The organism is Corynebacterium appendicis CIP 107643, assembly GCF_030408415.1.
GTDB classification, from domain to species: Bacteria; Actinomycetota; Actinomycetes; order Mycobacteriales; family Mycobacteriaceae; genus Corynebacterium; species Corynebacterium appendicis.
Genome location: NZ_CP046976.1, coordinates 262,338 through 286,262, shown reverse-complemented (window position 1 = coordinate 286,262; position 23,925 = coordinate 262,338). Strand labels below are relative to the sequence as shown.

General features: G+C 62.7%; 21 protein-coding genes. 7 read left to right on the top strand and 14 right to left on the bottom strand.

Going from position 1 to position 23,925, the window contains the following annotated elements; translation table 11 throughout:
* Nucleotides 1–27: 27 nt before the first annotated feature.
* The 5 genes from CAPP_RS01455 to rpsL all read right to left on the bottom strand — a co-directional run bounded on the left by CAPP_RS01455 (nucleotide 28) and on the right by rpsL (nucleotide 5,337).
* Nucleotides 28–390 carry a hypothetical protein gene (locus CAPP_RS01455; RefSeq protein ID WP_143313796.1) on the bottom strand — a complete coding sequence of 121 codons (363 nt, stop codon included), beginning with the start codon at nucleotides 388–390 and terminating at the stop codon, nucleotides 28–30.
* 184 nt (nucleotides 391–574) lie between these two features.
* Nucleotides 575–1,765: an elongation factor Tu gene (gene tuf / locus CAPP_RS01450; RefSeq protein ID WP_076598029.1), complete on the bottom strand. Its 1,191-nt coding sequence runs from the start codon at nucleotides 1,763–1,765 to the stop codon at nucleotides 575–577.
* Between the two features lie 393 nt (nucleotides 1,766–2,158).
* Complete coding sequence (fusA, locus tag CAPP_RS01445; RefSeq protein ID WP_076598030.1) at nucleotides 2,159–4,282, bottom strand: elongation factor G; 2,124 nt, start codon at nucleotides 4,280–4,282, stop codon at nucleotides 2,159–2,161.
* A 209-nt stretch (nucleotides 4,283–4,491) separates the two neighbouring features.
* Nucleotides 4,492–4,959 (bottom strand): 30S ribosomal protein S7, encoded by a 468-nt coding sequence (rpsG, locus tag CAPP_RS01440; RefSeq protein WP_076598031.1) that lies wholly within the window; start codon nucleotides 4,957–4,959, stop codon nucleotides 4,492–4,494.
* A 6-nt stretch (nucleotides 4,960–4,965) separates the two neighbouring features.
* Entirely contained in the window at nucleotides 4,966–5,337 is a 372-nt protein-coding gene (gene rpsL / locus CAPP_RS01435) for a 30S ribosomal protein S12 (RefSeq protein WP_076598032.1), read from the bottom strand.
* 266 nt (nucleotides 5,338–5,603) lie between these two features.
* On the opposite strand from rpsL, the gene CAPP_RS01430 reads away from it, so the two are divergent.
* Nucleotides 5,604–6,263, top strand: a complete 660-nt coding sequence (locus CAPP_RS01430) for a DUF1707 SHOCT-like domain-containing protein (protein ID WP_076598033.1) — start codon at nucleotides 5,604–5,606, stop codon at nucleotides 6,261–6,263.
* 111 nt (nucleotides 6,264–6,374) lie between these two features.
* On the opposite strand, the gene CAPP_RS01425 is transcribed toward CAPP_RS01430, so the two are convergent.
* The 3 genes from CAPP_RS01425 to pgfA all read right to left on the bottom strand — a co-directional run bounded on the left by CAPP_RS01425 (nucleotide 6,375) and on the right by pgfA (nucleotide 15,279).
* Nucleotides 6,375–10,373 (bottom strand): DNA-directed RNA polymerase subunit beta', encoded by a 3,999-nt coding sequence (locus tag CAPP_RS01425; RefSeq protein ID WP_076598034.1) that lies wholly within the window; start codon nucleotides 10,371–10,373, stop codon nucleotides 6,375–6,377.
* Between the two features lie 106 nt (nucleotides 10,374–10,479).
* A complete protein-coding gene (rpoB, locus tag CAPP_RS01420) occupies nucleotides 10,480–13,977 on the bottom strand; it encodes a DNA-directed RNA polymerase subunit beta (protein WP_076598035.1) in 3,498 nt (1,165 codons plus the stop codon).
* Nucleotides 13,978–14,304: 327 nt separating this feature from the next.
* A complete protein-coding gene (gene pgfA, locus CAPP_RS01415) occupies nucleotides 14,305–15,279 on the bottom strand; it encodes a cell envelope lipid trafficking protein PgfA (protein WP_076598036.1) in 975 nt (324 codons plus the stop codon).
* An 85-nt stretch (nucleotides 15,280–15,364) separates the two neighbouring features.
* Between pgfA and CAPP_RS01410 the strand changes: the two genes are divergently transcribed.
* The 6 genes from CAPP_RS01410 to CAPP_RS01385 all read left to right on the top strand — a co-directional run bounded on the left by CAPP_RS01410 (nucleotide 15,365) and on the right by CAPP_RS01385 (nucleotide 19,700).
* Nucleotides 15,365–15,502 carry a hypothetical protein gene (locus CAPP_RS01410; protein WP_159437718.1) on the top strand — a complete coding sequence of 46 codons (138 nt, stop codon included), beginning with the start codon at nucleotides 15,365–15,367 and terminating at the stop codon, nucleotides 15,500–15,502.
* 85 nt (nucleotides 15,503–15,587) lie between these two features.
* Complete coding sequence (locus tag CAPP_RS01405) at nucleotides 15,588–16,328, top strand: Crp/Fnr family transcriptional regulator (RefSeq protein WP_200803240.1); 741 nt, start codon at nucleotides 15,588–15,590, stop codon at nucleotides 16,326–16,328.
* A 155-nt stretch (nucleotides 16,329–16,483) separates the two neighbouring features.
* Nucleotides 16,484–16,720, top strand: a complete 237-nt coding sequence (locus CAPP_RS01400; RefSeq protein WP_076598038.1) for a heavy-metal-associated domain-containing protein — start codon at nucleotides 16,484–16,486, stop codon at nucleotides 16,718–16,720.
* A gap of 205 nt (nucleotides 16,721–16,925) precedes the next feature.
* Nucleotides 16,926–17,243, top strand: a complete 318-nt coding sequence (locus tag CAPP_RS01395; RefSeq protein ID WP_076598039.1) for a hypothetical protein — start codon at nucleotides 16,926–16,928, stop codon at nucleotides 17,241–17,243.
* 58 nt (nucleotides 17,244–17,301) lie between these two features.
* Nucleotides 17,302–17,571 (top strand): hypothetical protein, encoded by a 270-nt coding sequence (locus tag CAPP_RS01390; protein ID WP_076598040.1) that lies wholly within the window; start codon nucleotides 17,302–17,304, stop codon nucleotides 17,569–17,571.
* A gap of 251 nt (nucleotides 17,572–17,822) precedes the next feature.
* Nucleotides 17,823–19,700 carry a heavy metal translocating P-type ATPase gene (locus CAPP_RS01385; protein WP_076598041.1) on the top strand — a complete coding sequence of 626 codons (1,878 nt, stop codon included), beginning with the start codon at nucleotides 17,823–17,825 and terminating at the stop codon, nucleotides 19,698–19,700.
* A 420-nt stretch (nucleotides 19,701–20,120) separates the two neighbouring features.
* On the opposite strand, the gene rplL is transcribed toward CAPP_RS01385, so the two are convergent.
* The 6 genes from rplL to rplK form a co-directional block, all read right to left on the bottom strand.
* Nucleotides 20,121–20,510, bottom strand: coding sequence for a 50S ribosomal protein L7/L12 (rplL, locus tag CAPP_RS01375; RefSeq protein ID WP_076598042.1), 390 nt, complete (start codon nucleotides 20,508–20,510; stop codon nucleotides 20,121–20,123).
* 70 nt (nucleotides 20,511–20,580) lie between these two features.
* On the bottom strand, nucleotides 20,581–21,102 hold the full coding sequence (gene rplJ, locus CAPP_RS01370; protein ID WP_076598043.1) for a 50S ribosomal protein L10: 522 nt from the start codon (nucleotides 21,100–21,102) through the stop codon (nucleotides 20,581–20,583).
* Between the two features lie 762 nt (nucleotides 21,103–21,864).
* The gene (locus CAPP_RS01365) at nucleotides 21,865–22,086 is read right to left on the bottom strand and encodes a hypothetical protein (RefSeq protein ID WP_143313798.1); all 222 of its coding nucleotides are present in this window, start codon (nucleotides 22,084–22,086) and stop codon (nucleotides 21,865–21,867) included.
* Nucleotides 22,079–22,267, bottom strand: coding sequence for a colicin E3/pyocin S6 family cytotoxin (locus CAPP_RS11150; RefSeq protein ID WP_353959212.1), 189 nt, complete (start codon nucleotides 22,265–22,267; stop codon nucleotides 22,079–22,081). The genes CAPP_RS01365 and CAPP_RS11150 overlap by 8 nt, the downstream gene beginning before the upstream one ends.
* Before the next feature lie 247 nt (nucleotides 22,268–22,514).
* Nucleotides 22,515–23,225, bottom strand: coding sequence for a 50S ribosomal protein L1 (gene rplA / locus CAPP_RS01360; RefSeq protein WP_076598046.1), 711 nt, complete (start codon nucleotides 23,223–23,225; stop codon nucleotides 22,515–22,517).
* A gap of 120 nt (nucleotides 23,226–23,345) precedes the next feature.
* Nucleotides 23,346–23,774 carry a 50S ribosomal protein L11 gene (gene rplK / locus CAPP_RS01355; protein WP_076598047.1) on the bottom strand — a complete coding sequence of 143 codons (429 nt, stop codon included), beginning with the start codon at nucleotides 23,772–23,774 and terminating at the stop codon, nucleotides 23,346–23,348.
* Nucleotides 23,775–23,925: the final 151 nt, after the last annotated feature.

Sequence of the window (23,925 nt, the reverse complement as noted above, 5' to 3'; positions counted from 1 at the left end):
GGGCTACTTTTCGGGGAGCGTTTTGGGCTACTTTTCAAAGAGCGCTGACATGATGTCTTTGGCGCGGCGCTGCAGCGTCTTGTAGTCGCCGCGCACCGACAGCAGGGCCAGGCGGAGTTTCCACGTCTCCCGGTCGGAGGCGACGGCGCGCACTTGCTGCTCGATGAACAGGATCTGATCCAGAGACTTCCCCGTCTGCCTAGCAACACGAACGGCATTGGCTTGCTGGCGGCGAAACCGGGTTTTACCGAAGTAGACCTCGTGGGCCTTTTCCCACTCGACATACGTGGTGGGCTTGACGCCGGCAGCACGAGCAGCCTGACGGTCGAAACCAGCCAGGATATCCATCGGGCTACCAAGAGTTCCAAGAAACGCGTCAAAATCGCTCATGCCCCACACGCTAAACAGAACAACAACCCCGAAAAAGAAGCCACAGAAAATCTGTGGATAACCCGCCCACAAACGGACTTATCCACAGGGGAGCAGCGGGGAGGGTTGCGGGAGGCGTCGATAAGCAAGCGAAAAGCCGCACCCCGTAACGGGATGCGGCTTGATCTAGGAAGCTAGCTCGAGACTAGTCCAGGATCTTGGTGACGCGGCCAGCGCCGACGGTGCGGGAGCCCTCGCGGATAGCGAAGCGCAGGCCCTCGTCCATAGCGACCGGCTGAATCAGCTCGACGGACATGTCGACGTTGTCGCCCGGCATGACCATCTCGGTGCCCTCCGGCAGCTTCACAACACCGGTGACGTCGGTGGTGCGGAAGTAGAACTGCGGACGGTAGTTGTCGAAGAACGGGGTGTGGCGGCCGCCCTCGTCCTTGGACAGGACGTAGACAGAACCCTCGAACTTGGTGTGCGGGGTGTAAGCGCCCGGGGCGATGATGACCTGGCCACGCTCGACGTCCTCGCGCTTCAGACCACGGAGCAGCAGAGCGGCGTTGTCGCCAGCCTCAGCGGTGTCGAGAAGCTTGTTGAACATCTCGATGGAGGTGACGGTGGTCTTCTGGGACTTCTCGCGGATACCGATGATCTCGACCTCGTCGTTGAGGTTCAGGACACCACGCTCGACACGGCCGGTAACAACGGTACCGCGGCCGGAAATGGTGAAGATGTCCTCGATCGGCATCAGGAACGGCTTGTCGGTCTCGCGCTCCGGATCCGGGATGGAGTTGTCACAAGCCTCCATGAGGTCGAGCACGGACTGGACCCACTTCTCGTCGCCCTCGAGAGCCTTGAGAGCGGAGATGTGCGTGATCGGAGCTTCCTCGTCGTAGTCCTGCTCAGCGAGCAGCTCGCGGATCTCCATCTCGACGAGCTCGATGATCTCCTCGTCGTCGACCATGTCGCACTTGTTCAGTGCAACGAGGATGTACGGAACGCCGACCTGGCGGGCGAGCAGAACGTGCTCGCGGGTCTGCGGCATCGGGCCGTCGGTAGCAGCAACCACGAGGATTGCGCCGTCCATCTGGGCAGCACCGGTAATCATGTTCTTGATGTAGTCGGCGTGGCCCGGGGCGTCGACGTGAGCGTAGTGGCGCTTCGGGGTGTTGTACTCCACGTGGGAGATGTTGATGGTAATACCGCGCTCGCGCTCCTCCGGAGCCTTATCGATGGTGTCGAAGGCGAAAGCCTTGTTCTCCTCCGGGTAAGCGTCAGCCAGCACCTTGGTGATAGCGGCGGTGGTCGTCGTCTTGCCGTGGTCGACGTGACCGATGGTGCCGATGTTCACGTGCGGCTTAGTGCGCTCGAACTTTTCCTTTGCCACTGTTTGTCCTCCTGGACGTGCAGGTGACTACGACTCTCGCAGCCACGTGGATTTACTTCTGCCTTGCTTTCATTTCCTAGCACGCGGTCCACCGTGTTCCACCGTTTGGGGGCGGTATGCCGGTGCGTCGGGCATGGAAACAATGGCCATTTCACAATGTGCCAGTTACATGATCCTAGATTTGTTAACGCCGTTTTTCAAACCATGACGGGGAAGCTCTTCGAGGCTTCCTGCCTGGTTTTCGGGCGACCCACGTGGCGTGGACCCACCTAGTGGTAACGGCCGGCTCAAAGTCCCACCTGCTCGGTGAAACTCTCAGCCCGGCCGCTACCGCGGCGCGTGTGCTCCCCTAGTGGCACAGGGTTCCAGGGGAGCACCCTCAGGCTTCGCGTGTTAGGCGTTGCCGTTGCGCTCGTCGATGATCTCCTGAGCGATGCTGCTCGGGACCTCGGCGTAGGAGTCGAACACCATGGTGAAGTTCGCGCGGCCTGCGGTCGAGGAGCGGAGGTCACCGATGTAGCCGAACATCTCGGACAGCGGAACCTTCGCCTTGACGACCTTGGCGCCGGAGCGGTCTTCCATGGCGTAGACCTGGCCACGGCGGGAGCTGATGTCGCCGTTGACGGTGCCCATGTATTCCTCGGGAGTGACGACCTCGACGGCCATCATCGGCTCGAGCAGGACCGGCTTCGCCTTAGCGACTGCTTCCTTGAGGACCTGGGAGCCGGCCAGCTTGAACGCCATCTCGGAGGAGTCGACGTCGTGGTAAGCGCCGTCCTCGAGGGTGGCCTTGATGTTGACCAGCGGGTAGCCGGCGAGGAAGCCGTACTGCATCGCGTCCTGGATACCAGCGTCGACGGACGGGATGTACTCCTTCGGGACGCGGCCACCGGTGACGGCGTTCTCGAACTTGTAGGTCGGGGACTCGCCCTCTTCCAGGGTCTCCGGGTCCGGCTCGTACGGCTCGACGGTGACGATGACCTTCGCGAACTGGCCGGAACCACCGGTCTGCTTCTTGTGGGTGTAGTCCAGGGACTCGACCTTCTTGCGGATGGTCTCGCGGTAAGCGACCTGCGGGGAGCCGATGTTCGCCTCGACCTTGAACTCGCGCTTCATGCGGTCGACGAGGACGTCGAGGTGGAGCTCGCCCATGCCGCCGATGACGGTCTGGCCGGACTCCTCATCGAGCTTGACGGTGAAGGTCGGGTCCTCCTCGGCGAGCTTCTGGATAGCGGTGCCCAGCTTCTCCTGGTCGGCCTTCGTCTTCGGCTCGATGGCGACCTGGATCACCGGATCCGGGAAGTCCATGGACTCGAGAATGATCGGGTGCTCCGGGTTGCAGAGGGTGTCACCGGTGGTGGTGTCCTTCAGGCCGATGAACGCGTAGATGTTGCCGGCGTCAGCATGCTCGACCGGGTTCTCCTTATTCGCGTGCATCTGGAAGAGCTTGCCGACGCGCTCCTTCTTGTTCTTCGTGGAGTTGAGCATCTGCTCGCCCGGGATAGCCTGGCCGGAGTAGACGCGCACGTAGGTGAGCTTGCCGAAGAACGGGTGGACGGCGATTTTGAACGCCAGAGCGGAGAACGGCTCCTCGACGGACGGCTTACGGGTCATCGGCTCGTCGGTGCCCATTGCGACACCCTTGACCTCGCCCACGTCGAGCGGGTTCGGCAGGAAGTCGACGATCGCGTCAAGAAGCGGCTGGACACCCTTGTTGCGGTAAGCGGTGCCGCAGTAGACCGGGTAGATCTCGGAGTTGACCGTCATCTTGCGGATGGCGCCCTTGATCTCTTCCATGGTCAGCTCTTCGCCGCCGAAGTACTTCTCCATGAGCTCTTCGTCGGACTCCGCGACGGCTTCGAGGAGCTTCTCGCGGTACTCCTCAGCCTTGTCTTGGAGGTCGGCCGGGATCTCCTCGATGGTGGCCTCGGTACCGATCTCGGTCTTGCCGCGCCAGGTGAGGGCCTTCATCTCGAGCAGGTCGATGACGCCGTCGAAGTCGTCCTCAGCGCCGATCGGCAGCTGCATGACCAACGGCTTCGCGCCGAGGCGGTCGACGATGGTGCCAACGGTGTAGTAGAAGTCAGCGCCCAGCTTGTCCATCTTGTTGACGAAGCAGATACGCGGGACATCGTACTTAGCAGCCTGACGCCACACCTGCTCGGACTGCGGCTCCACGCCTTCCTTGCCGTCGAAGACAGCGACTGCGCCGTCGAGGACACGCAGGGAACGCTCGACCTCAACAGTGAAGTCGACGTGGCCCGGGGTGTCGATGATGTTGATCTGGTTGTTGTTCCAGAAGCACGTCACGGCAGCGGATGTAATGGTGATGCCGCGCTCTTTCTCCTGCTCCATCCAGTCGGTGGTCGCGCCACCGTCGTGGGTCTCGCCGACCTTGCGGTTCAGACCGGTGTAGAAGAGGATGCGCTCGGTCGTGGTCGTCTTACCGGCATCGATGTGGGCCATGATGCCGATGTTGCGGACCTTGTTCAGATCCTTAAGCACTTCTTGTGCCACGTTGTGTACCCCAACTCGTTTGTCGTCGACGCCCTGCAAGCCGTGTCCCCGTCAGTCACGGAGCGGCTGGAGACGCCTTGGCGGATATTTTCCTTGGTCGATTCTGCCACTTTATCGCTGATCTGGCATTACGAAGCCTCTGAAAGCTCGTGCCAGCTCCCGGCGGGGCAACCAAAGAACACCCCCGCCGGGTACTGCGCAGCGGGAAACTACCAGCGGTAGTGGGCGAAGGCGCGGTTGGCCTCTGCCATCTTGTGGGTGTCCTCGCGGCGTTTCACGGATGCGCCGAGACCGTTGGACGCGTCCAGGATCTCGTTGGCGAGACGCTCCGTCATGGAGTTCTCGCGGCGCTGGCGGGTGAAGGTGACCATCCAGCGAAGGGCCAGGGTGGTGGAGCGGCCGGGACGGACCTCGACCGGGACCTGGTAGGTCGCACCGCCGACGCGGCGGGAGCGGACCTCGAGGTCCGGGCGGATGTTGCCCAGTGCCTTCTCGAGGGTGCCCACCGGGTCAGTGCCGGTCTTCTCGCGGCAGATCTCGAGCGCGCCGTAGACGATGCGCTGAGCGGTGGACTTCTTGCCGTCCTGGAGGATCTTGTTGATCAGCTGGGTGACCAGCTCGGAGTCGTAAACCGGGTCCTTGACAACGGGACGCTTCGGAGCTTGCTGCTTACGCATTGTTCTTTACTGTCCCTTCTTCGCGCCGTAACGGGAGCGAGCCTGCTTGCGGTCCTTGACGCCCTGGGTGTCCAGTGCGCCGCGGATGATCTTGTAGCGAACACCCGGAAGGTCCTTCACACGGCCGCCGCGGACGAGCACCATGGAGTGCTCCTGCAGGTTGTGGCCCTCGCCCGGGATGTAGGCGGAGACCTCGATGCCGGAGGTCAGGCGGACACGCGCGACCTTACGGAGAGCGGAGTTCGGCTTCTTCGGGGTGGTGGTGTACACGCGGGTGCACACGCCGCGGCGCTGCGGGGATCCCTTCAGCGCAGCAGTCGCCACCTTCTTGCTCTTATCGTGGCGGCCCTTGCGGACCAGCTGCTGAATAGTTGGCATACCAACACTTTCTTGTTCGGGGGCCGCACTCCCCTGGGCAGAAAAGGTGGTCGAACATGCAAAAATGGGGGCTCTTCTTCGGGGCCCTGCCGTTTTCGCATGAACTCACCTCCGCTGCCCTGGAGGGTGCGGGGAGTTCAATGGTTTCCCAACCCCGGCACGCGGGGCGGAATCGGTAGAAAAATTACACGCCGGGCGCGGTAAAAGCAAATCGCCTTTTCACTTAACGACACCCGCTGCCCGCCTCCCCGCCTAAAGTAGGTTCCATGGCAAACGAATTCGAGACCACGTCCTCCCAACCGCCCCGTAAACGCGCGTCCGATTCGCTGCGCAAGCACACCGCCGACACTCTGGCCGCCGCCTTTGCCGACGGCCAACTTTCCACGACCGAATTCGACGAACGCACCGCCGAGGCTTGGAAGTCCACCTTCGCTGACGAACTGGAGCCGCTCACCGCGGACCTCTCCCCCGTCACCCGCCGAGTATCCGATCCTGCCCCGCTGACCCCGCCCCCGCATTCTGACGCACTTGCCTACCTCACTGACCAACCCGGCGGCTCCAGCTTCTCCCTCTCCGTCATGGGCGGCACCGACAAGACCGGCGATTGGCACGTCGCGCCGACTCACTCGTCATTTTCGGTCATGGGCGGCAACGGACTCGACCTCCGCGAGGCCCGGCTGTCCGCACCAGAAACCGTTATCAATGCCTTTGCGGTGATGGGCGGCATAGAGATCATCGTGCCGGAGGACGTCCGCGTCATCGACGACGGCATTGGCCTCATGGGCGGCTTCGGCATGTCCAACCACCACTCGTGCACGATGTCGCAGAGGGACTTGCCCGCGGACGCCCCTTTGATCCGCATCCGCGGCTTTGCTCTCATGGGCGGTGTGGACATCCTCCGCGCGGCCCGCGGCGCCCAGCTGTAAACATTCTTCACCAGCCCACGTCGCCCGGGCTCTTCAGCACACGCACAACAGCGAAAGGCCCAGACTTCCACGTGGGAAGGCCGGGCCTGAACGCTTGGGCTGCTTAACCGTTTAGAACTGGTCGAAGCCGTACTCGTCGAGCGGCACGGACGCGCCAGTGAACTCGCCGTAGCCTTCGTCGCCGTAGATCGAATCGCCGAAGGACGGGATCGAGTAGGCGGCGGAGCGTGCGGCCTCCGTCGGCTTGACGGAGATGTTGCGGTAGCGCGAGATGCCCGTACCGGCCGGGATGAGCTTACCGATGATCACGTTCTCCTTCAGGCCGATCAGCTTGTCGGAGCGCTTGTTGATCGCGGCGTCGGTGAGCACGCGGGTCGTCTCCTGGAAGGAGGCGGCGGACAGCCACGACTCGGTCGCGAGCGACGCCTTGGTAATACCCATGATCTCGCTGCGCAGCTCGGCCGGCTCGCCGCCCTCGGCGACGGCCTGGCTGTTGATCTGGCGTGCCTCGGACAGGTCGACCAGGGTACCCGGGAGGAACTCGGTCGCACCCGCGTCGATGACCGTGCCGCGGCGCAGCATCTGGCGGATGATGATCTCGATGTGCTTGTCGTGGATCGACACACCCTGAGTGCGGTAGACAGCCTGGACCTCGTCGATGAGGTGCTTCTCCACACCGCGGCGGCCGAGAACCTCGAGCACGTCGTGCGGATCAGCCGCACCGCGCAGCAGACGGTCGCCGACGTTGACCGTGTCGCCGTCCTTGAGGGAACGCTCGATCATGGCGTCCGGGTTGGACTCCATCGGGCGGCGCACCTGAGCCAGGCCCTGGCGTTTGGACAGCTTCTCGTAGACCACATCGTCGGAGCCATCCTCCGGGTGGATGGTCAGGGTCCAGAAGTTGCCCTCGTCCTCCAGCGAGATCTCGCCGGCGACAGACGCGATCGGGGCGCGGTTCTTCGGCACACGTGCCTCGAACAGCTCCTGGACACGCGGCAGACCACCGGTAATGTCGCCGCCGACACCACCCTGGTGGAAGGTACGCATGGTCAGCTGGGTACCCGGCTCACCAATCGACTGGGCCGCGACAATGCCGACAGCCTCGCCGATGTCCACCAGCTTGCCGGTGGCCATGGACTTGCCGTAGCACTTCGCGCACACGCCGGTCGGGGTCTGGCAGGTCAGCACGGAGCGGACCTTGATCTCCTTGACACCGGCCTCGACGAGGGCGTCGATGCGCTCCTCGGACAGGTCGTTGCCTGCCTCGAGGATGACCTTGCCGTCGGCATCGGTTGCATCAGCGGCCAGCACGCGGCCGGACACGGAGGTCTCCACCAAGTCGTGGCGGATGAACGTGCCGCCGGCAGCCTCGGCCACCGGGACCCTGACGCCCTGGTGGGTGCCGCAGTCCTCTTCGCGGACGATGACGTCCTGTGCGACGTCCACGAGACGGCGGGTGAGGTAACCGGAGTCGGCGGTACGCAGAGCGGTATCGGCCAGTCCCTTACGGGAACCGTGGGAGTTGTTGAAGTACTCCATCACGGACAGGCCCTCGCGGAAGGAGGTCTTGATCGGACGGGTGATGTACTCACCTCGGGAGTTCACGACCATGCCCTTCATGCCGGCCAGGGTCCAGATCTGGCGCATGTTACCGGCAGCACCGGACTTCACGATCATCGGAATCGGGTTGTCGTCCGGGTACAGGTCCTCGACTGCCTGACCCACCTTGTTGGTGGCGTCCTGCCACAGCTCCACAAGACGGTCGTAGCGGTTCTCTTCGGTGAGAGCACCCTTCTCCCAGAACTTGCGCTCGATCTCTGCGGCTTCCTTCTCGTACTCGTCCAAGATCTCGGTCTTGTTCGGGAGCACGAGCACGTCGGACATGGTGATAGTGATGCCCGAGCGGGTCGCCCAGTAGAAACCAGCGTCCTTGAGCTTGTCCATCGTCTGGGCGACGGTGATCATCGGGTACTTCTCCACCATGGCGGAAATGATGTCGCCGAGCAGCACCTTGCCGGCGCCGCCGCCCTTACGGACCATGGCGCCTTCCTGGTACGGGAAGTTGAACGGCAGCATCTCGTTGAACATGATGCGGCCGAGCGTGGTCTCCGCGGTCCAGGTCTGGCCCTTCTCCCAGCCGTCCGGGAACTGCTCCGCCTCGATCTCGCGCGTCGGGCGCAGGTGGCTGATGCGCACCTGGATCGGGGCCTGCAGGCCCAGCACACCACGGTCGTAGGCCATGATGGCCTCGCGGTGGTCGGAGTAGACGCCGCGTGCGGGGCCGTTCTCGTCGGCCGGCGCGTACGCGCCCTCGCCGCCGATCTCGGCCTCGCTCTTGAGCATCGTCAGGAAGTACAGGCCGGTGACCATGTCCAGGCGCGGCATAGCCAGCGGCTTGCCGGATGCCGGCGACAGGATGTTGTTGGAAGACAGCATGAGGACGCGTGCCTCAGCCTGAGCTTCAGCGGACAGCGGCAGGTGGACAGCCATCTGGTCGCCGTCGAAGTCGGCGTTGAAGGCCTCACATGCCAGCGGGTGCAGCTGGATGGCCTTGCCCTCGACCAAGACCGGCTCGAAGGCCTGGATGCCCAGGCGGTGCAGTGTCGGTGCGCGGTTGAGCAGCACCGGGTGCTCGGCAATCGCCTCTTCGAGCACGTCCCACACCTCGGGGCGCTGGCGCTCGACCATGCGCTTGGCGGACTTGATGTTCTGCGCATAGTCGTTGTCGACCAGGCGCTTCATCACGAACGGCTTGAACAGCTCGAGAGCCATCAGCTTCGGTAGACCGCACTCGTGCATCTTCAGCTGCGGGCCGACGATAATCACCGAACGGCCGGAGTAGTCCACACGCTTACCCAGCAGGTTCTGGCGGAAGCGGCCCTGCTTGCCCTTGAGCAGGTCAGACAGGGACTTCAGCGGACGGTTGCCCGGGCCGGTGACCGGACGGCCGCGGCGACCGTTGTCGAACAGGGCGTCAACGGACTCCTGCAGCATGCGCTTCTCGTTGTTCACGATGATCTCGGGCGCGCCGAGATCGATCATGCGCTTGAGGCGGTTGTTGCGGTTGATCACGCGGCGGTACAGGTCGTTCAGGTCGGAGGTGGCGAAACGGCCACCGTCAAGCTGGACCATCGGACGCAGCTCCGGCGGAATCACCGGGATGGCGTCGAGGATCATGCCGGCCGGGTCGTTGCCGGAACGCTGGAACGCGGCGACGACCTTCAGGCGCTTGAGTGCGCGGACCTTCTTCTGGCCCTTGCCCTCGGCGATGATGGTGCGCAGCTCCTCGGACTCGGCGTCCAGGTCGAAGTTGCGGATGAGGGTCTGGATCGCCTCAGCGCCCATGCCGCCGGTGAAATAATCCTCGTAGCGGTCGACGAGCTCCTCGTAGAGGTTCTCGTCGATGATCATCTGCTTGGGGGCGAGCTTGATGAAGGTGTTCCAGATCTCGTCGAGACGCTCGATTTCGCGCTCGCCTGCCTCGCGCATGTGCTGCATTTCCTTGTCGGCAGCATTCTGCACCTTCTTGCGCGCGGCGGCGGTCGCGCCCTCGGACTCGAGCTCAGCGAGGTCCTCCTCGAGCTTCTGGGCACGGTCCGCGATCTCGGACTCGGTGTCCTGCTCGACTTCCTTCTTCTCCAGGATCATCTCCGCCTCGAGGGTGGACATGTCGTTGTGACGTGCCTCCTCGTCGACGGAGGTGATGATGTTGGCGGCGAAGTAAATGATGCGCTCGAGGTCCTTGGGCGCCAGGTCCAGCAGGTAGCCCAGGCGGGACGGAACGCCCTTGAAGTACCAGATGTGCGTGACCGGAGCGGCCAGCTCGATGTGGCCCATGCGCTCACGGCGCACCTTGGACTTGGTCACCTCGACGCCGCAGCGCTCACAGATGATGCCCTTGTAGCGGACACGCTTGTACTTGCCGCAGGAGCACTCCCAGTCGCGGGTCGGACCGAAAATGCGCTCACAGAACAGGCCGTCCTTCTCCGGCTTGAGGGTGCGGTAGTTGATCGTCTCCGGCTTCTTCACCTCGCCGTGCGACCAGCGGCGGATGTCTTCGGCGGTGGCCAGGCCGATGCGGAGCTCATCGAAGAGGTTTACGTCAAACACGTAAATGCCCTTTCACCTCCCATGTCGGGAGGATTGAAGTTGAATTAGTTCTTCGTTTTAAGTCTTATTTGCTTGCCGACGCACGGCAAAAGCGCGCGGGACGCGCTTATGCCGTGTCGGCTGCGGAACCCTCGTCGCGGGACAGGTTGATTCCCAGCGAGGATCCTGCCTGGTCGTATTCGTCGTCGTCGCCGGACAGCTCCATCGGAGTACCGTCGGTGGACAGCACCTCGACGTTGAGGCACAGCGACTGCAGCTCCTTGAGCAACACCTTGAAGGACTCCGGGATGCCCGGATCCGGGATGTTGTCGCCCTTGACAATCGCCTCGTACACCTTCACGCGGCCCACAACGTCATCGGACTTGATGGTCAGCAGCTCCTGCAGGGTGTAGGCGGCGCCATACGCCTGCATTGCCCACACCTCCATCTCGCCGAAGCGCTGGCCACCGAACTGTGCCTTACCACCCAGCGGCTGCTGGGTAATCATGGAGTACGGGCCGGTGGAGCGGGCGTGAATCTTCTCGTCCACCAGGTGGTGCAGCTTGAGCATGTACATGTAGCCGACGGAGATCGGGTACTTGAACGGTTCGCCGGAGCGGCCGTCGAAAAGCACGGTCTTGCCGTCGCCGTCCACCATGACGTCGCCGTCGCGGTTCGGCTTGGTGTTGGCCAAAAGGCCGGCGATCTCCTCGTTGGTGGCGCCGTCGAACACCGGGGTGGCGGTCAGCGACTCCGGCGGAACGTCGTAAAGCTGCTCCGGAAGCGTCTCCAGCAACTTCGCGTTGGCCGGATCATCCGGGTTGACGGTCCAGCCAGCCTTAGCCAGCCAACCGAGGTGCACCTCGAGGACCTGACCGATGTTCATACGGCGCGGCACACCGTGGGTGTTCAGGATGATGTCCACCGGGGTGCCGTCAGCCATGAACGGCATATCCTCCTCGGGGAGGATCTTGCCCACGACACCCTTGTTACCGTGGCGGCCGGCCATCTTGTCGCCGTCCTGGATCTTGCGCTTCTGGGCGACGTAGACGCGGATCATCTCGTTGACGCCCGGCGACAGATCGTCGTCGTCCTCGCGGGAGAAGCGGCGGACAGCAATCACCTTGCCGGTCTCGCCGTGCGGCACCTTCAGGGAGGTGTCGCGGACCTCGCGGGCCTTCTCGCCGAAGATGGCGCGCAGCAGGCGCTCCTCCGGGGTCAGCTCGGTCTCGCCCTTCGGGGTGACCTTGCCGACGAGGATGTCGCCGTCGCGGACATCTGCACCGATGCGAATGATGCCGCGCTCATCGAGGTCCTTCAGCACGTCCTCGGAGACGTTCGGGATCTCGCGGGTGATTTCCTCGGCGCCCAGCTTGGTGTCGCGGGCGTCGATCTCGTGCTCCTCGATGTGCACGGAGGTCAGGATGTCCTGCTCCACCACGCGCTGGTTGAGGATGATGGCGTCCTCGTAGTTGTGGCCCTCCCACGGCATGAAGGCGACGAGCAGGTTGGTGCCCAGCGCCATCTCGCCATTCTTGGTGCCCGGGCCATCGGCGATGACCTGGCCAGCCTCAACGCGGTCGCCCGTGGACACGATCGGGGTCTGGTTGTAGCAGGTGCCCTGGTTGGTGCGCTCGAACGTGCGCAGCAAGTACGACTCGCGCTGACCCTCGTCGTCCATGATGGTGATGACATCGCCGGTGACGTCCTCGACGACACCGGCGGTCTTGGCGATGACGATGTCGCCCGCGTCGTACGCGGCGCGCAGCTCGGTGCCGGTGGCCACGTACGCGGCCTCGGAACGCAGCAGCGGCACTGCCTGCTTCTGCATGTTCGCACCCATGAGCGCGCGGTTAGCGTCGTCGTGCTCGAGGAACGGAATCATCGCCGTAGCGACGGAGACCATCTGGCGCGGGGAGATGTCGACGTAGTCGACGTCCTTGGCACCCACAACACCGATATCGCCGTCCTTGAGGCGCACCTCGATGCGCTCGGCCGTGATGTTCATGTCCTTGTCGTGCTCGGTGGCCGCCTCGGCAATCGCGTAGCGGTCCTCCTCGTCGGCGGTGAGGTAGTCGATCTCCTCAGTAATTTTGCCGTCGATGACCTTCTGGTACGGCGTCTCGATGAAACCGAACGGGTTCACACGTGCGTAAGAAGACAGTGCGCCAATCAGGCCGATGTTCGGGCCCTCAGGAGTCTCAATCGGGCACATGCGGCCGTAGTGGGACGGGTGAACGTCTCGGACCTCGATGCCGGCGCGCTCACGGGACAGGCCGCCCGGGCCGAGCGCGGACAGGCGGCGCTTGTGGGTCAGGCCGGACAGGGAGTTGTTCTGGTCCATGAACTGCGACAGCTGGGAGGTGCCGAAGAACTCGCGGATCGCCGCGGAGACCGGGCGAACGTTGATCAGGGAGGTCGGGGTGATCGCCTCAGCGTCCTGCGTGGTCATGCGCTCGCGCACGACACGCTCCATGCGGGACAGGCCGACGCGGACCTGGTTCTGCACCAGCTCGCCCACGGTGCGCAGGCGGCGGTTGCCGAAGTGGTCGATGTCGTCGGTGTTGATCGGGATGACGGTGCCCTCCGGAGAGGTCATCTCGCGCTCACCGGCGTGCAGGCGCACGAGGTACTCGAGCGTGGTGGCGATGTCCTCTTCGGTCAGGGTCATCAGACCCTCGTGGTCGCCGCCGAGGCCGAGCTTGCGGTTGACCTTGTAGCGGCCGACGCGTGCGAGGTCGTAGCGCTTCGCGCGGAAGAAGGCGTTCTCGAGCAGGGACTGCGCGAGGTCGCGGGTCGGCTGCTCGCCCGGGCGCTGCTTGCGGTAGATCTCCAGCAGTGCCTCGTCGGTGTTGGCCACGCCGTCGTTCTCCAGCGTGGACATCATGATCTCGGAGAAGCCGAAGCGGTCCTTGATCTGCTGCTCGGTCCAGCCGAGGGCCTTCAGCAGGACGGTCACCGGCTGGCGGCGCTTGCGGTCGATGCGGACACCGACGGTGTCGCGCTTATCGACGTCGAACTCCAGCCATGCACCACGCGACGGGATGACCTTCACGGAGTGGAGCGGACGCTCGGTGGACTTGTCGATCGTCTCGTCGAAGTAGACGCCCGGGGAACGCACCAGCTGGGAGACAATGACACGCTCGGTGCCGTTGACGATGAACGTGCCCTTGTCCGTCATCAGCGGGAAGTCGCCGATGAAGACGGTCTGAGACTTGATCTCCTGGGTGTCGTTGTTAATGAACTCCGCGGTCACGTACAGCGGTGCGGAGTAGTTGATGTCCTTGTCTTTGCACTCGTCGATGGTGTACTTGACATCCTCGAAGCGCGGCTCGGACAGAGACAAGCTCATGTTGCCCGAGTAGTCCTGGATCGGAGAGATCTCTTCCAGGATGTCCTCGAGACCGGACGTGATGCGGGCGTCGTCGCCGCGCTCTTCTGCCTGACGCTCACGCCATTCAGGCGTGCCGACGAGCCAAGCGAAGGATTCTAACTGAACATCAAGGAGCCCAGGAAGCGCAATCGGCTCGTCGATCTTCGCGAACGAGTAGCGCTCCGGAGCTCCGGGAATCGTGGCCACTGACTTGGTCTGGCGGGAGACTGCCAAGATGGGTCCTTCCAGCACCTCACGCGGGGCCCGTACACGGCGCATATGCACTGGTCACCCGCTGGATAATTAGCGTTTATTGTTAGCTGCGACAGCTGTGGAAGCCCCCGAGAGTCCAGAATGCACAAAATCACCTTGTCAAATCAATGTTTTCGCATTGATCCAAGGTTTTCCTCATACACACTGGCGACGGCTTCCAGCGCAAGGAGACAGCTTATACCCCCGCTGCCCGATTGTAAAGCGCTAGCCGATCCTATTTTCCGCGGACCGGTCCGCCACCGTCGCTCGCCGGAAACCATACCACCGGCGAGCCCGCCCGCTGTAACGCCGCGGCTTATGGCGCGTCTACGCGCGGTGCGACGTCGCACGTAGGCGCCCGCCCGGACGGAACGCCCCGATCAGCCCGGCCAGCACCAGCAGGCTGCCGACTCCGATTACGGCGTAGGTCACGGTGCGCGACAGCCCCTGGGTGACTGTCGGCAGCTGCCCCGTCAGCGCCTCCACCTGCTGCTCGTCCATCGCCGCGTCGTAAGAGTAAATCCCGCGCACGCGCTCGCCCGCACGGTCCGCGTAGTAGTCGTCGACCTTCTCGTTGATCCCGACGACCAGGCCCGTGATCTGGTCCACGGTGATTTCGCGCTCAGCGGCGTGGTGTTTGAACGCCTTCTTCGCGTCCCCGTCGGGCCCGGGCACCATTAGCGAGTTCTGCTCACCGGGGTAGAGCTCCGCGACATTGGTGTCGGGGACGGTCTGCGTGAAGGTGTAGACCGTCCGCCCCGCCACCTCGCTCTCGCCGGTGAACTCCGCGTCGACTGCGGCGCGTAGCGTCGGGTCGAAGACGGGGTAGCTCTCCTTTTGCACGTCGGACGGAAACTTCAGCCACACTCCGTCGATATCGACCGTTTCTTCCGGCAGCGCCATCACGGTGCTCACCCGCGCCGGCTCGTCGATAAGCCCTGTGTTCCGGTCCATTTGCATCGACCACGTCGCGGCGGTGACCAGATTCTCAAAATCCGATTCTTTGTCCCCGCGCAGCAGCGAGTCGCCCACGCGCAATGCCACGGCCTTGTCCGTCGCCGGGTTCTGCACCGTCATGTGCAGCTGACGCGTGAGCGGCACCGTCACGTCCTTGGCTGTGCCGTCGTCCTTGGCCTCCCCCAACGTCGCTTCCGGGTCATGGAGCGTCCACGTGGTGTTCTCCAGGTTCAGCGGGAACCGCGCATCACCGTTGAGGAACCGCGGCGCGATGAGCCCCGCAACGATCAACGCCAGACCGAGCCCGACGAGCAGGGCCGACGCGATGCGGGATTTAGGGAGCATGCGAGCGAGTCTACAAGCCAACCCGCCCCTGACACACAGTCACCACGCCGCGCTAGTTCATCAGCACCGCGATCGCGTTACCACGGTGGCCTCCGTCGAAGTGGTAGTACTGCCCGGCCATCTCGTGGTGTCCCATGACCTACAACAGGTGTCTGTGGACGAGCTCATCAAGGTCATCGACGACATCACCTCCACTGCGCACTCCTCAGGCAGCGAGTGGTGAGGGGGCGCGGCTGTCGGTCGTGTCGGAGGCTTTTGTTTCTCCGCTTCCGCGGTCATTGCTCTCCGGGCCCGATAGCATGGGGCTTATGGCCCGCAATCCCGTCCGTCACAACTGCGCTCAACCCCACCAGTGCTCCCTGGACGTGCGCATGCAGGTCATGGCCCGTTCCCCGCTGACCAAGAAGCTGAACCCACAACAGCACAGGGAACTCGACCAGCATCTGACCTCCTGGGCCTGGGCCGCGGGTGATCCCATCCTCCTAGCCGGCGAGCAGGCTCAGGGCAGCTATATGGTCGCCTCCGGTCGAGCCCGGATCACCCGGGACACCATCGATGGCCGCGAAATCACCGTCGACATCGCCGCCCCCGGGGATGTCATCGGCCCACTGCACCCCCATAGCTCCCCAGCCACCGACTCCGCCTGGGCGATTGAGACCACCTGCGCGCTCTACCTGCCCGCCGAGGCCCTGGCCGAGGTCGTGGACGCCTACCCGCAACTGGCGTTGGCGATCATGCGGATGCAGCAGGACCAATTGGTCCGTTCCCGGGAACGCGAGACCGCACTGACCACCTCGACTGTCGAGCAGCGCGTGGCCGCCGCCCTCCAACACCTGGACGCCAAGCTCGGGCAAATCCGACAAGACGGATCCAGCCTGCTGCAGGTCCGCCTGCGCCGCGACGACGTGGCCGGCATGGCCGGCACCACCGTCGAGTCCGCCTCCCGGGCAATGGCGCGGATGAAGAAAACCGGTGTCATCGACTCCGGCCGCGAATGGATCGCTATTACCAACCACCAGGCCCTGGCCGACCTGGTCGCCGGCCTCTAAACGCCCACATCCCTCTCTCTTTTCCAGGACAATTTTCTGGTCGGAGAGATTTGTCGTTGTTTGATCCAGGTCAAGGAATTAACCCGGAAAGGACCATATCTTTAAAGGTGCAAGCACAGGAACATGACGATAAAAGATGAAAGGACCTGGTTACAATGACCGCCCCGGCCATGCTGAAGAACACCACCTTACGCTCTGATGAGTTCACCTGTCCGAGCTGTGTCGCCAAGATCGAAAACAAGCTGAATGGTTTGGACGGCGTGGAGAATGCGGAGGTGAAGTTCTCCTCCGGACGCATCCTGGTCACCCACGACCCACAGAAGGTCTCCGTACGTGACCTGGTCACCGCGGTAGCCGAGGTCGGTTACACCGCCAAGCCGTCGGCGATCTGACGCACTCCCGACCCCACAAGCCCGCCCGCACCAGAAAGTGCCGGCGGGCCATCTGTGCCCCCGGGCTACGAGCACCACAGTCTTTTTGCGATCCAGATCTCACTTTGCGGGTACTTGATGCGGATCAAGGTACTTTCTCCGGAATGTTCATAGCTTAATGAGTATCACAGAAAACACCTGATCTTCGTCATGAAAGGACACCACCATGGCCGAAGTGACCTTTGTCAGTCTCCACGAGAAGATGAACTTCCTGCTCAAGAACCACGGGACCGAGAACTTCGACGAGTCGGATCTGGACCTCGAATCCGTCTCCTCGCTGCACGCCAAGGCGAACGCGTTATGCGCCGCCCACGGCGGTGACCCCTCCCACATGGCGAACGATACCCTCGCCCAGCTGCACCCGAAGCTGGACTTCCTGATGAAGGGGCACGGCGTGGACACCGACACTGCCCGCCTGGGCTTGAGCACACTGGAGGCTGTGGATGCCAAGGTCAACACCATTGTCAACGCCCACGATCATTAACGACAGGGACCGAATCTTCTCGCAAGAACTCGAGCCCTGAATACAGGCGACATCCAGAGTGCCATACGCAACGGCTACTCCCGCCTATCACAGTGTGGCGGCGTTGTACCGCGTGAGCCGTCCTGCGGGCCAGGACGACACTATCCACCTAGGACATCTCAAGGAGACCCGTGACGCCTACCAGCGACGCGTAGATGACGACCTCGCCCTGTTCTCCTCCCTTGCGGCGCCCGACCCGCACGGCCGCCACCCAATCCGGGAATGGCTGAGCACTCGCACCGGCCCTCTCATGGACGCCGGCTGTACCGCCAAACCCTCGGCCTACTAAACACCCCCTATCCGAGTACCCGGGAAAGGAGCATGATCGACGCCACGTCATCTCCACGCTAGGAACCCACCAGCACCGTGCGGTGCTGGTGGGTTCCTAGCGTTGACAGGCCACGTGGCATGCTCTTCTGCTCCACCTCGTCAGGTCGGAGGTGTGTGGGTAATTGATCCAGGTCAAGGAAGTTTCTCCGGAATCATCCTAACTTAATGAGTGTCACAAGAAAAAGACCCAAAAAGTAAAGGACACCCATCATGAAGACCTGGAAAACCTGGGGCGTGGTCGCTGTCTCAGGCCTGTTGATTATCCTGTCCTGGCTCACCCCCGCTGGGTGGCTGTCAGACGGATTCATGATCGCCGCCGCGGTGGTCGCCGGCTGGCAGATCGCCGTCTCCGCCGTCCAGGCCCTGCGCATTAGGATGATCTCGATTGACCTGCTGGTCATCGTCGCCGCCATCGGCGCGCTGTTCATCAACAACTACTGGGAATCCGCCGCTGTCACCTTCCTCTTCGCCCTGGGCAAGGCCCTGGAGAAGGCCACGATGAACCGCACCCGCAAGGCACTGTCGGACCTGGTGGACGCTGCCCCCGAGACCGCCACCGTGCTGCGCGACGGTGAGCCCGAAACCGTTGAGATCTGGGAACTGGCCCCCGGTGACGTCGTGCTCGTGAAAAACGGCGAGCAGATCCCCGTCGATGGACGCGTGCTCTCCGGTCACGGCGGGGTCGACGAGGCCACCATCACCGGGGAATCCGTACCCGCTGAGAAGGCCGAGGACTCGGAGGTCTTCGCCGGAACTTGGCTGCGCTCCGGGGTGCTGCGCATCGAGGCGATTGGCATCGGCTCGGACTCCACACTGGCCAAGATCATCCACCGTGTAGAAGACGCCCAGGACGATAAGGCCAAAACCCAGACGTTCCTGGAGAAATTCTCGAAGTACTACACCCCCGGTGTGATGGTCGCCGCCCTCGCCGTTGGCCTGATCACCCTCAATGTGGAACTGGCCTTGACCCTGCTGGTCATCGGCTGCCCCGGGGCGCTGGTCATCTCCATCCCGGTCTCGATTGTCGCCGGTATCGGGCGCTCCGCTAAGGACGGGGTGCTCATCAAGGGTGGCGAATACCTGGAGACCTCCGCGAAGGTCGACACCGTGGTCGTCGACAAGACCGGCACCCTGACCAACGGCCGCCCCGAGCTGACCAACGTCGACGTCCTCGACCCTGCCTACTCGGACGATGAGGTGCTCACCCTGGCCGCCCGTGCCGAAACCGCCTCCGAGCACCCCCTGGCCGAGGCGATCATCCGCGGCGCGGAGAACAAGGGGCTGACCATCGAAATGGTTGAGAAAGCCAAACCGGTCACCGGCAAGGGCATCATCGCGAAGGTCGACGAACATACCGTCGCCGTCGGTTCCGCCGGCCTGCTCGACCACGCCCCGGACACCACCCGCATCCTTGAACTCAATGACCAGGGCAAGACCGCCATGTACGTCGGTGTCGACGGACGCGCCATCGGCATAGTCGCCGTGGCCGACACCATCCGTGACGACGCACCGGCCGCTATCCGATCGCTGCATGACAAGGGTGTGCGCGTGATCATGGCCACCGGTGACGCGCAGCGGGTGGCCCGCAACGTCGCCGCCGAACTCGGGGTCGACGAGGTCCGGGCCGAACTCATGCCCGAGGACAAGCTCACTATCGTCAAGGACCTGCAGGCCCAGGGCCGCACCGTGGCCATGATCGGCGACGGTGTCAACGACACGCCGGCACTCGTTCAGGCCGACATCGGCGTGGCGATGGGGGCTGCTGGTTCACCTGCCGCCATCGAAACAGCCGATATCGCCCTGATGGCCGACAAGCTCCCCCGCTTGCCGTACGCCCTGGGTTTGGCCCAGCGCACGGTACGCACCATGCGGGTCAATATCGCCATCGCCCTGGCCACCGTGGCGATCCTGTTGGTCGGTGTGCTGCTCGGTGGGGTGACCATGTCGATTGGCATGCTCGTCCACGAAGCTAGCGTCCTGATCGTCATCGCGATCGCCATGCTGCTGCTGCGCCCCACCCTGAAGGAAGACAAGGACAAGGCAGACGTCAGTACTGCTGACGCCGCGAAGGAGACGCTGAGCGCCTAACGACACGATCGCCACAGCCAGCCCCGCCGGTTTTCCTCCAGGTCTTCCCGGTGGGGCTTTCCCCTGTGCACCAGATCCCCGATCTCATGGACCTGACCCCTGTTTGGTAGACACCTCTGATTCCGGCTGTGTTGAGTCGAGAAAGGTAATCTACCTCCATGCTTAGGAAGGTTTATTCGGATCAGTAGGATCCTCGTCGGCGGTATTACCTATCTGCCGATCACAGACGGGTCGAATATGTATCTGGCTTCTGTGATTGACTGCTACTCGCGGATGCTCGTCGGATACCGGAAGGGCGGAAGCGTTTCCACGGAATGGCACCGGCTCTTCACGCGGGGTGGTGGCACCCGGAAACGCGAAACACCCCCTTCGGTCGCGGATGCGACTGAAGGGGGTGTGCCGTCGATAAGCGAAAGGCGCTTACTTGAGGGTGACGGTTGCGCCAGCCTCTTCGAGCTTGGCCTTAGCAGCCTCAGCGTCGTCCTTGTTAGCGCCCTCGAGGATGGCCTTCGGTGCGCCCTCAACCATCTCCTTAGCGTCCTTCAGGCCCAGGCCGGAGACGATCTCGCGGACAGCCTTAATGACGCCGATCTTCTTGTCGCCAGCAGCCTCGAGAACGACGTCGAACTCGTCCTTCTCCTCCTCAGCCGGAGCATCGCCAGCAGCGCCCGGAGCAGCTGCAACAGCAGCAACCGGAGCGGCAGCGGTCACGTCGAAGACCTCCTCGAATTCCTTCAGGAACTCAGAAAGTTCAATAAGGGTCATTTCCTTGAACTGCTCAATGAGCTCATCCTTGGAGAGCTTAGCCATGGTGGCTTCCTTTCTGTAGTGGCCTTATGCGGCCAGATGTTTGGTGTGCGTACTAGTGGTGGAAGTCGCCTTACGCGGCTTCCTGCTTGTCCTGCAGTGCGGCAACGAGTCGTGCCGTCTTGGATGCCGGAGCCTCGAAGAGGCCAGCAGCCTTCGCCAGAGAACCCTGGAATGCGCCGGCGAGCTTGGAAAGAGTGGTCTCACGGTTGTCCATCTCTGCGACAGCATCCACCTGGGCTGCGTCGAGAGGGTTACCGTCCATGTAGCCGCCCTTGATAACGAAAGCCTCGTTACCCTTGGCGAACTTCTTCATGACCTTCGCAGCGTCGACCGTTGCATCGCCCTTAATGAAGGCGACGGCGGTCGGGCCGGTCAGAAGATCATCGAGACCCTCGATGCCGTGCTCGTTGGCAGCGATCTTCACGAGGGTGTTCTTGGCGACGTGCAGTTCAACGTCAAAACCGAGCTCACCGCGCAGCTCCTGCAGCTGACCCACGGTCAGGCCGCGGTACTCGGTGAGGAAGACAGAGCTAGCATCCTCGAATTTCTCCTTCAAGGCAGCAAGCTCAGCCGTGTTCTTCGGGTTTGCCATGACACACGCCTCCTTCCCATTACTTCATGTCTTGTCCGCCCGGAGCAATGAAAATTGCCCCGTGCAGAAGCACGAGGCACAAGCGCTTAAAGCGCGGAGGAATGCCACGTTTCTCCTGCGTGGGCCGATCCCTGGGGGATTCCTTCGACTCTTCCGGAGTAGCTCCGGTTAAGTGACCGACGGTCTTCGGTGAAACTTGAGCTCGGCCTTTTGTGTGGGCCGTTCAAACTTCGATGATGAACCTTAGTGCAGGGTGCCGTTCCGCACCAAATCGCGAAATCAATTCTTAGCTTTCGCGGGGTCCTCCAGTCCGAGAACTTCGAACGCGAACGATTCAATATCCTTATACGACTCAGCCACTACAAAAGACGCTCGCTGCTTCTCCGTGTCGAGCAGCAGCATGGACGAGGACCCGGGTGTTCCGCTGTTATTTCAGTACAGCCCGGTACCCGCGATGTTGTTCCAAGTGAAACGCAAGTTGTCTCGCTCGAGCACATGTGCGGCATATCTCGCCATGTCGGTGGTTGTGGATCGCAGCCCTCCGGACGCGTTTCAGCATGACAGTCAGTCATACCGCCGCCGCTCGTTCTTTACAACAGACGATCTTTCTCTGTCTCAGCCTTCCCCCCGGCCGTCGACTCTCTGCTGCCGGCCGTGCCTCGGTGCCTCTTACTCGTCGCGCTGTCACGCTTTTCCACTTAATCGGAAAATATCTCGTGCTACTGCAGGAGACATCGAGAAGTCACGAAACCTTGTTTCTTCTTACACGGTCTGCCGCTGGGACCGGCGGTGGTCGAGGATCTCCTGCAGGGCGGCCCCGTCCCTCGCCCAGCGGGCATATTCCTCCGAGGTGAAACCGAGAAATTCAGCCAGCGAAAGGTTCTCGCTTCCCGGAGCATCGTCGTGCCATGCATCGACCCAGTCGTCGACATCGTCCGGGCGCGCATCCCCGTCGAGACACGCGTCCACATACGTCTTAAACATCGATCCTCCTCCCTTTCACCGCCGGTCCAATGAGTTCCCCTGAAACCACGTCAAACACACCGACGTGCTTGCCTTGCAGGTTATAGCCCTCAATATGACCATGCAAGGGGTCATACTCAAAAATACGCTTGGCTTTCCGGTCCCTCCAACGAGGTGCACCACGCCCGCGGACTTTCTCCAAACTGTTGACAAAGGTCTTCCTCGGTCGAGGAATATAACTAGCGGCCAAAACGCCCCCCTTCCGTCTACATCATTAGACGGCGCGGAGCCGCAATCGGTTCCACTCTCAAACTGCCCCCGCGAGCTCCGGCCTTCCGGCCGGTATTGCGACGATCCCCGGATTTTACGAGGCAGGCACCAACGCAAAAGACCCCGCCGGAGCGGGGTCAGATGCACGAGACGGTGGGGAGGCTAGCGCCTCACGCCGTTTACGCCTCGGTGTAGTTCTTCTGCACGTTGGTGTCCACCGGAACGCCGGGGCCCTGGGTTGCAGAGACAGTGATCTTCTTCAGGTAGATGCCCTTGGCGGAGGACGGCTTGAGACGCAGCACCTCGTCCAGGAGCGCGCCGTAGTTCTCGGCGAGCTGCTCCGGGGTGAAGGATGCCTTGCCGATGATGGCGTGCAGGTTGGATGCCTTGTCCACGCGGAAGGCGATCTTGCCGCCCTTGGAGTCGGCGACAGCCTTGGCCACATCCGGGGTGACGGTGCCGGTCTTCGGGTTCGGCATGAGACCACGCGGGCCGAGGACGCGGGCAACGCGGCCGACCTTGGCCATCTGGTCCGGGGTGGCAATAGCGACGTCGAAGTCGATGTTGCCGGCGTTGATCTGCTCGATCAGCTCGTCGGAACCGACGATGTCGGCGCCAGCTTCCTGCGCCTTGGTGGCGTTTTCGCCCTCGGCGAAGACGGCGACGCGGACGGTCTTACCGGTGCCGTTCGGCAGGTTGACGGTGCCGCGGACCAGCTGGTCAGCCTTGCGCGGGTCGACGGACAGACGCATAGCGACGTCGATGGTCGCGTCGTACTTGTCGGATGCGGTTTCCTTGGCGAGCTTGACTGCCTCGAGCGGGGAGTAGGTGCTCTCGCGGTCAACCTTTGCCAGCTTCTCCGCGTAAGCCTTGGAGTGCTTCTTGGCCATGTTGATTTCCTTACTCGTCAGATCATGACGTGTCAGTAGTTGGAAGTGTGGTGCGGGTCTGACCAGACCCTCCCACTGGCTAGGTCCCGGGCGGGACGTAGCCGAGGAAGTGAAGGAGTTTTACTTCTTCACGTCGATGCCCATGGAACGGGCGGTGCCGGCGATAATGGCGGCGCCTGCCTCGATGTCGCGGGCGTTGAGGTCCTTCTTCTTGGTTTCAGCGATTTCCTTGCACTGCTCCCAGGTCACGGAACCGACCTTGTCAGTGTGGGGAACGCCGGAGCCCTTCTGCAGGCCAGCAGCCTTGAGCAGCAGCTTCGCGGCCGGCGGGGACTTCAGGATGAAGTCGAAGGAGCGGTCTTCGTAGACCGTGATCTCCACCGGGACGATGTTGCCACGCATGGACTCGGTCGCAGCGTTGTAGGCCTTGGTGAACTCGACGATGTTGACGCCGTGCGCACCGAGAGCCGGACCGACCGGCGGTGCCGGGTTAGCCATACCAGCCTCGATCTGCAGTTTGATCAGGCCGGTGACCTTCTTCTTAGCCATCGGATTACCTCTTTCCTAGGTACAGGCCCAAGCCACGATGAATAACTGGGCCTTCCGGATGCCGCATCGACGCTTTTCGCTTATCGACGCAGCCACCGGGGACGAACGTTTTCGCGCACCTGCATGGATGTGCAGGCACGAGGGACAAGTG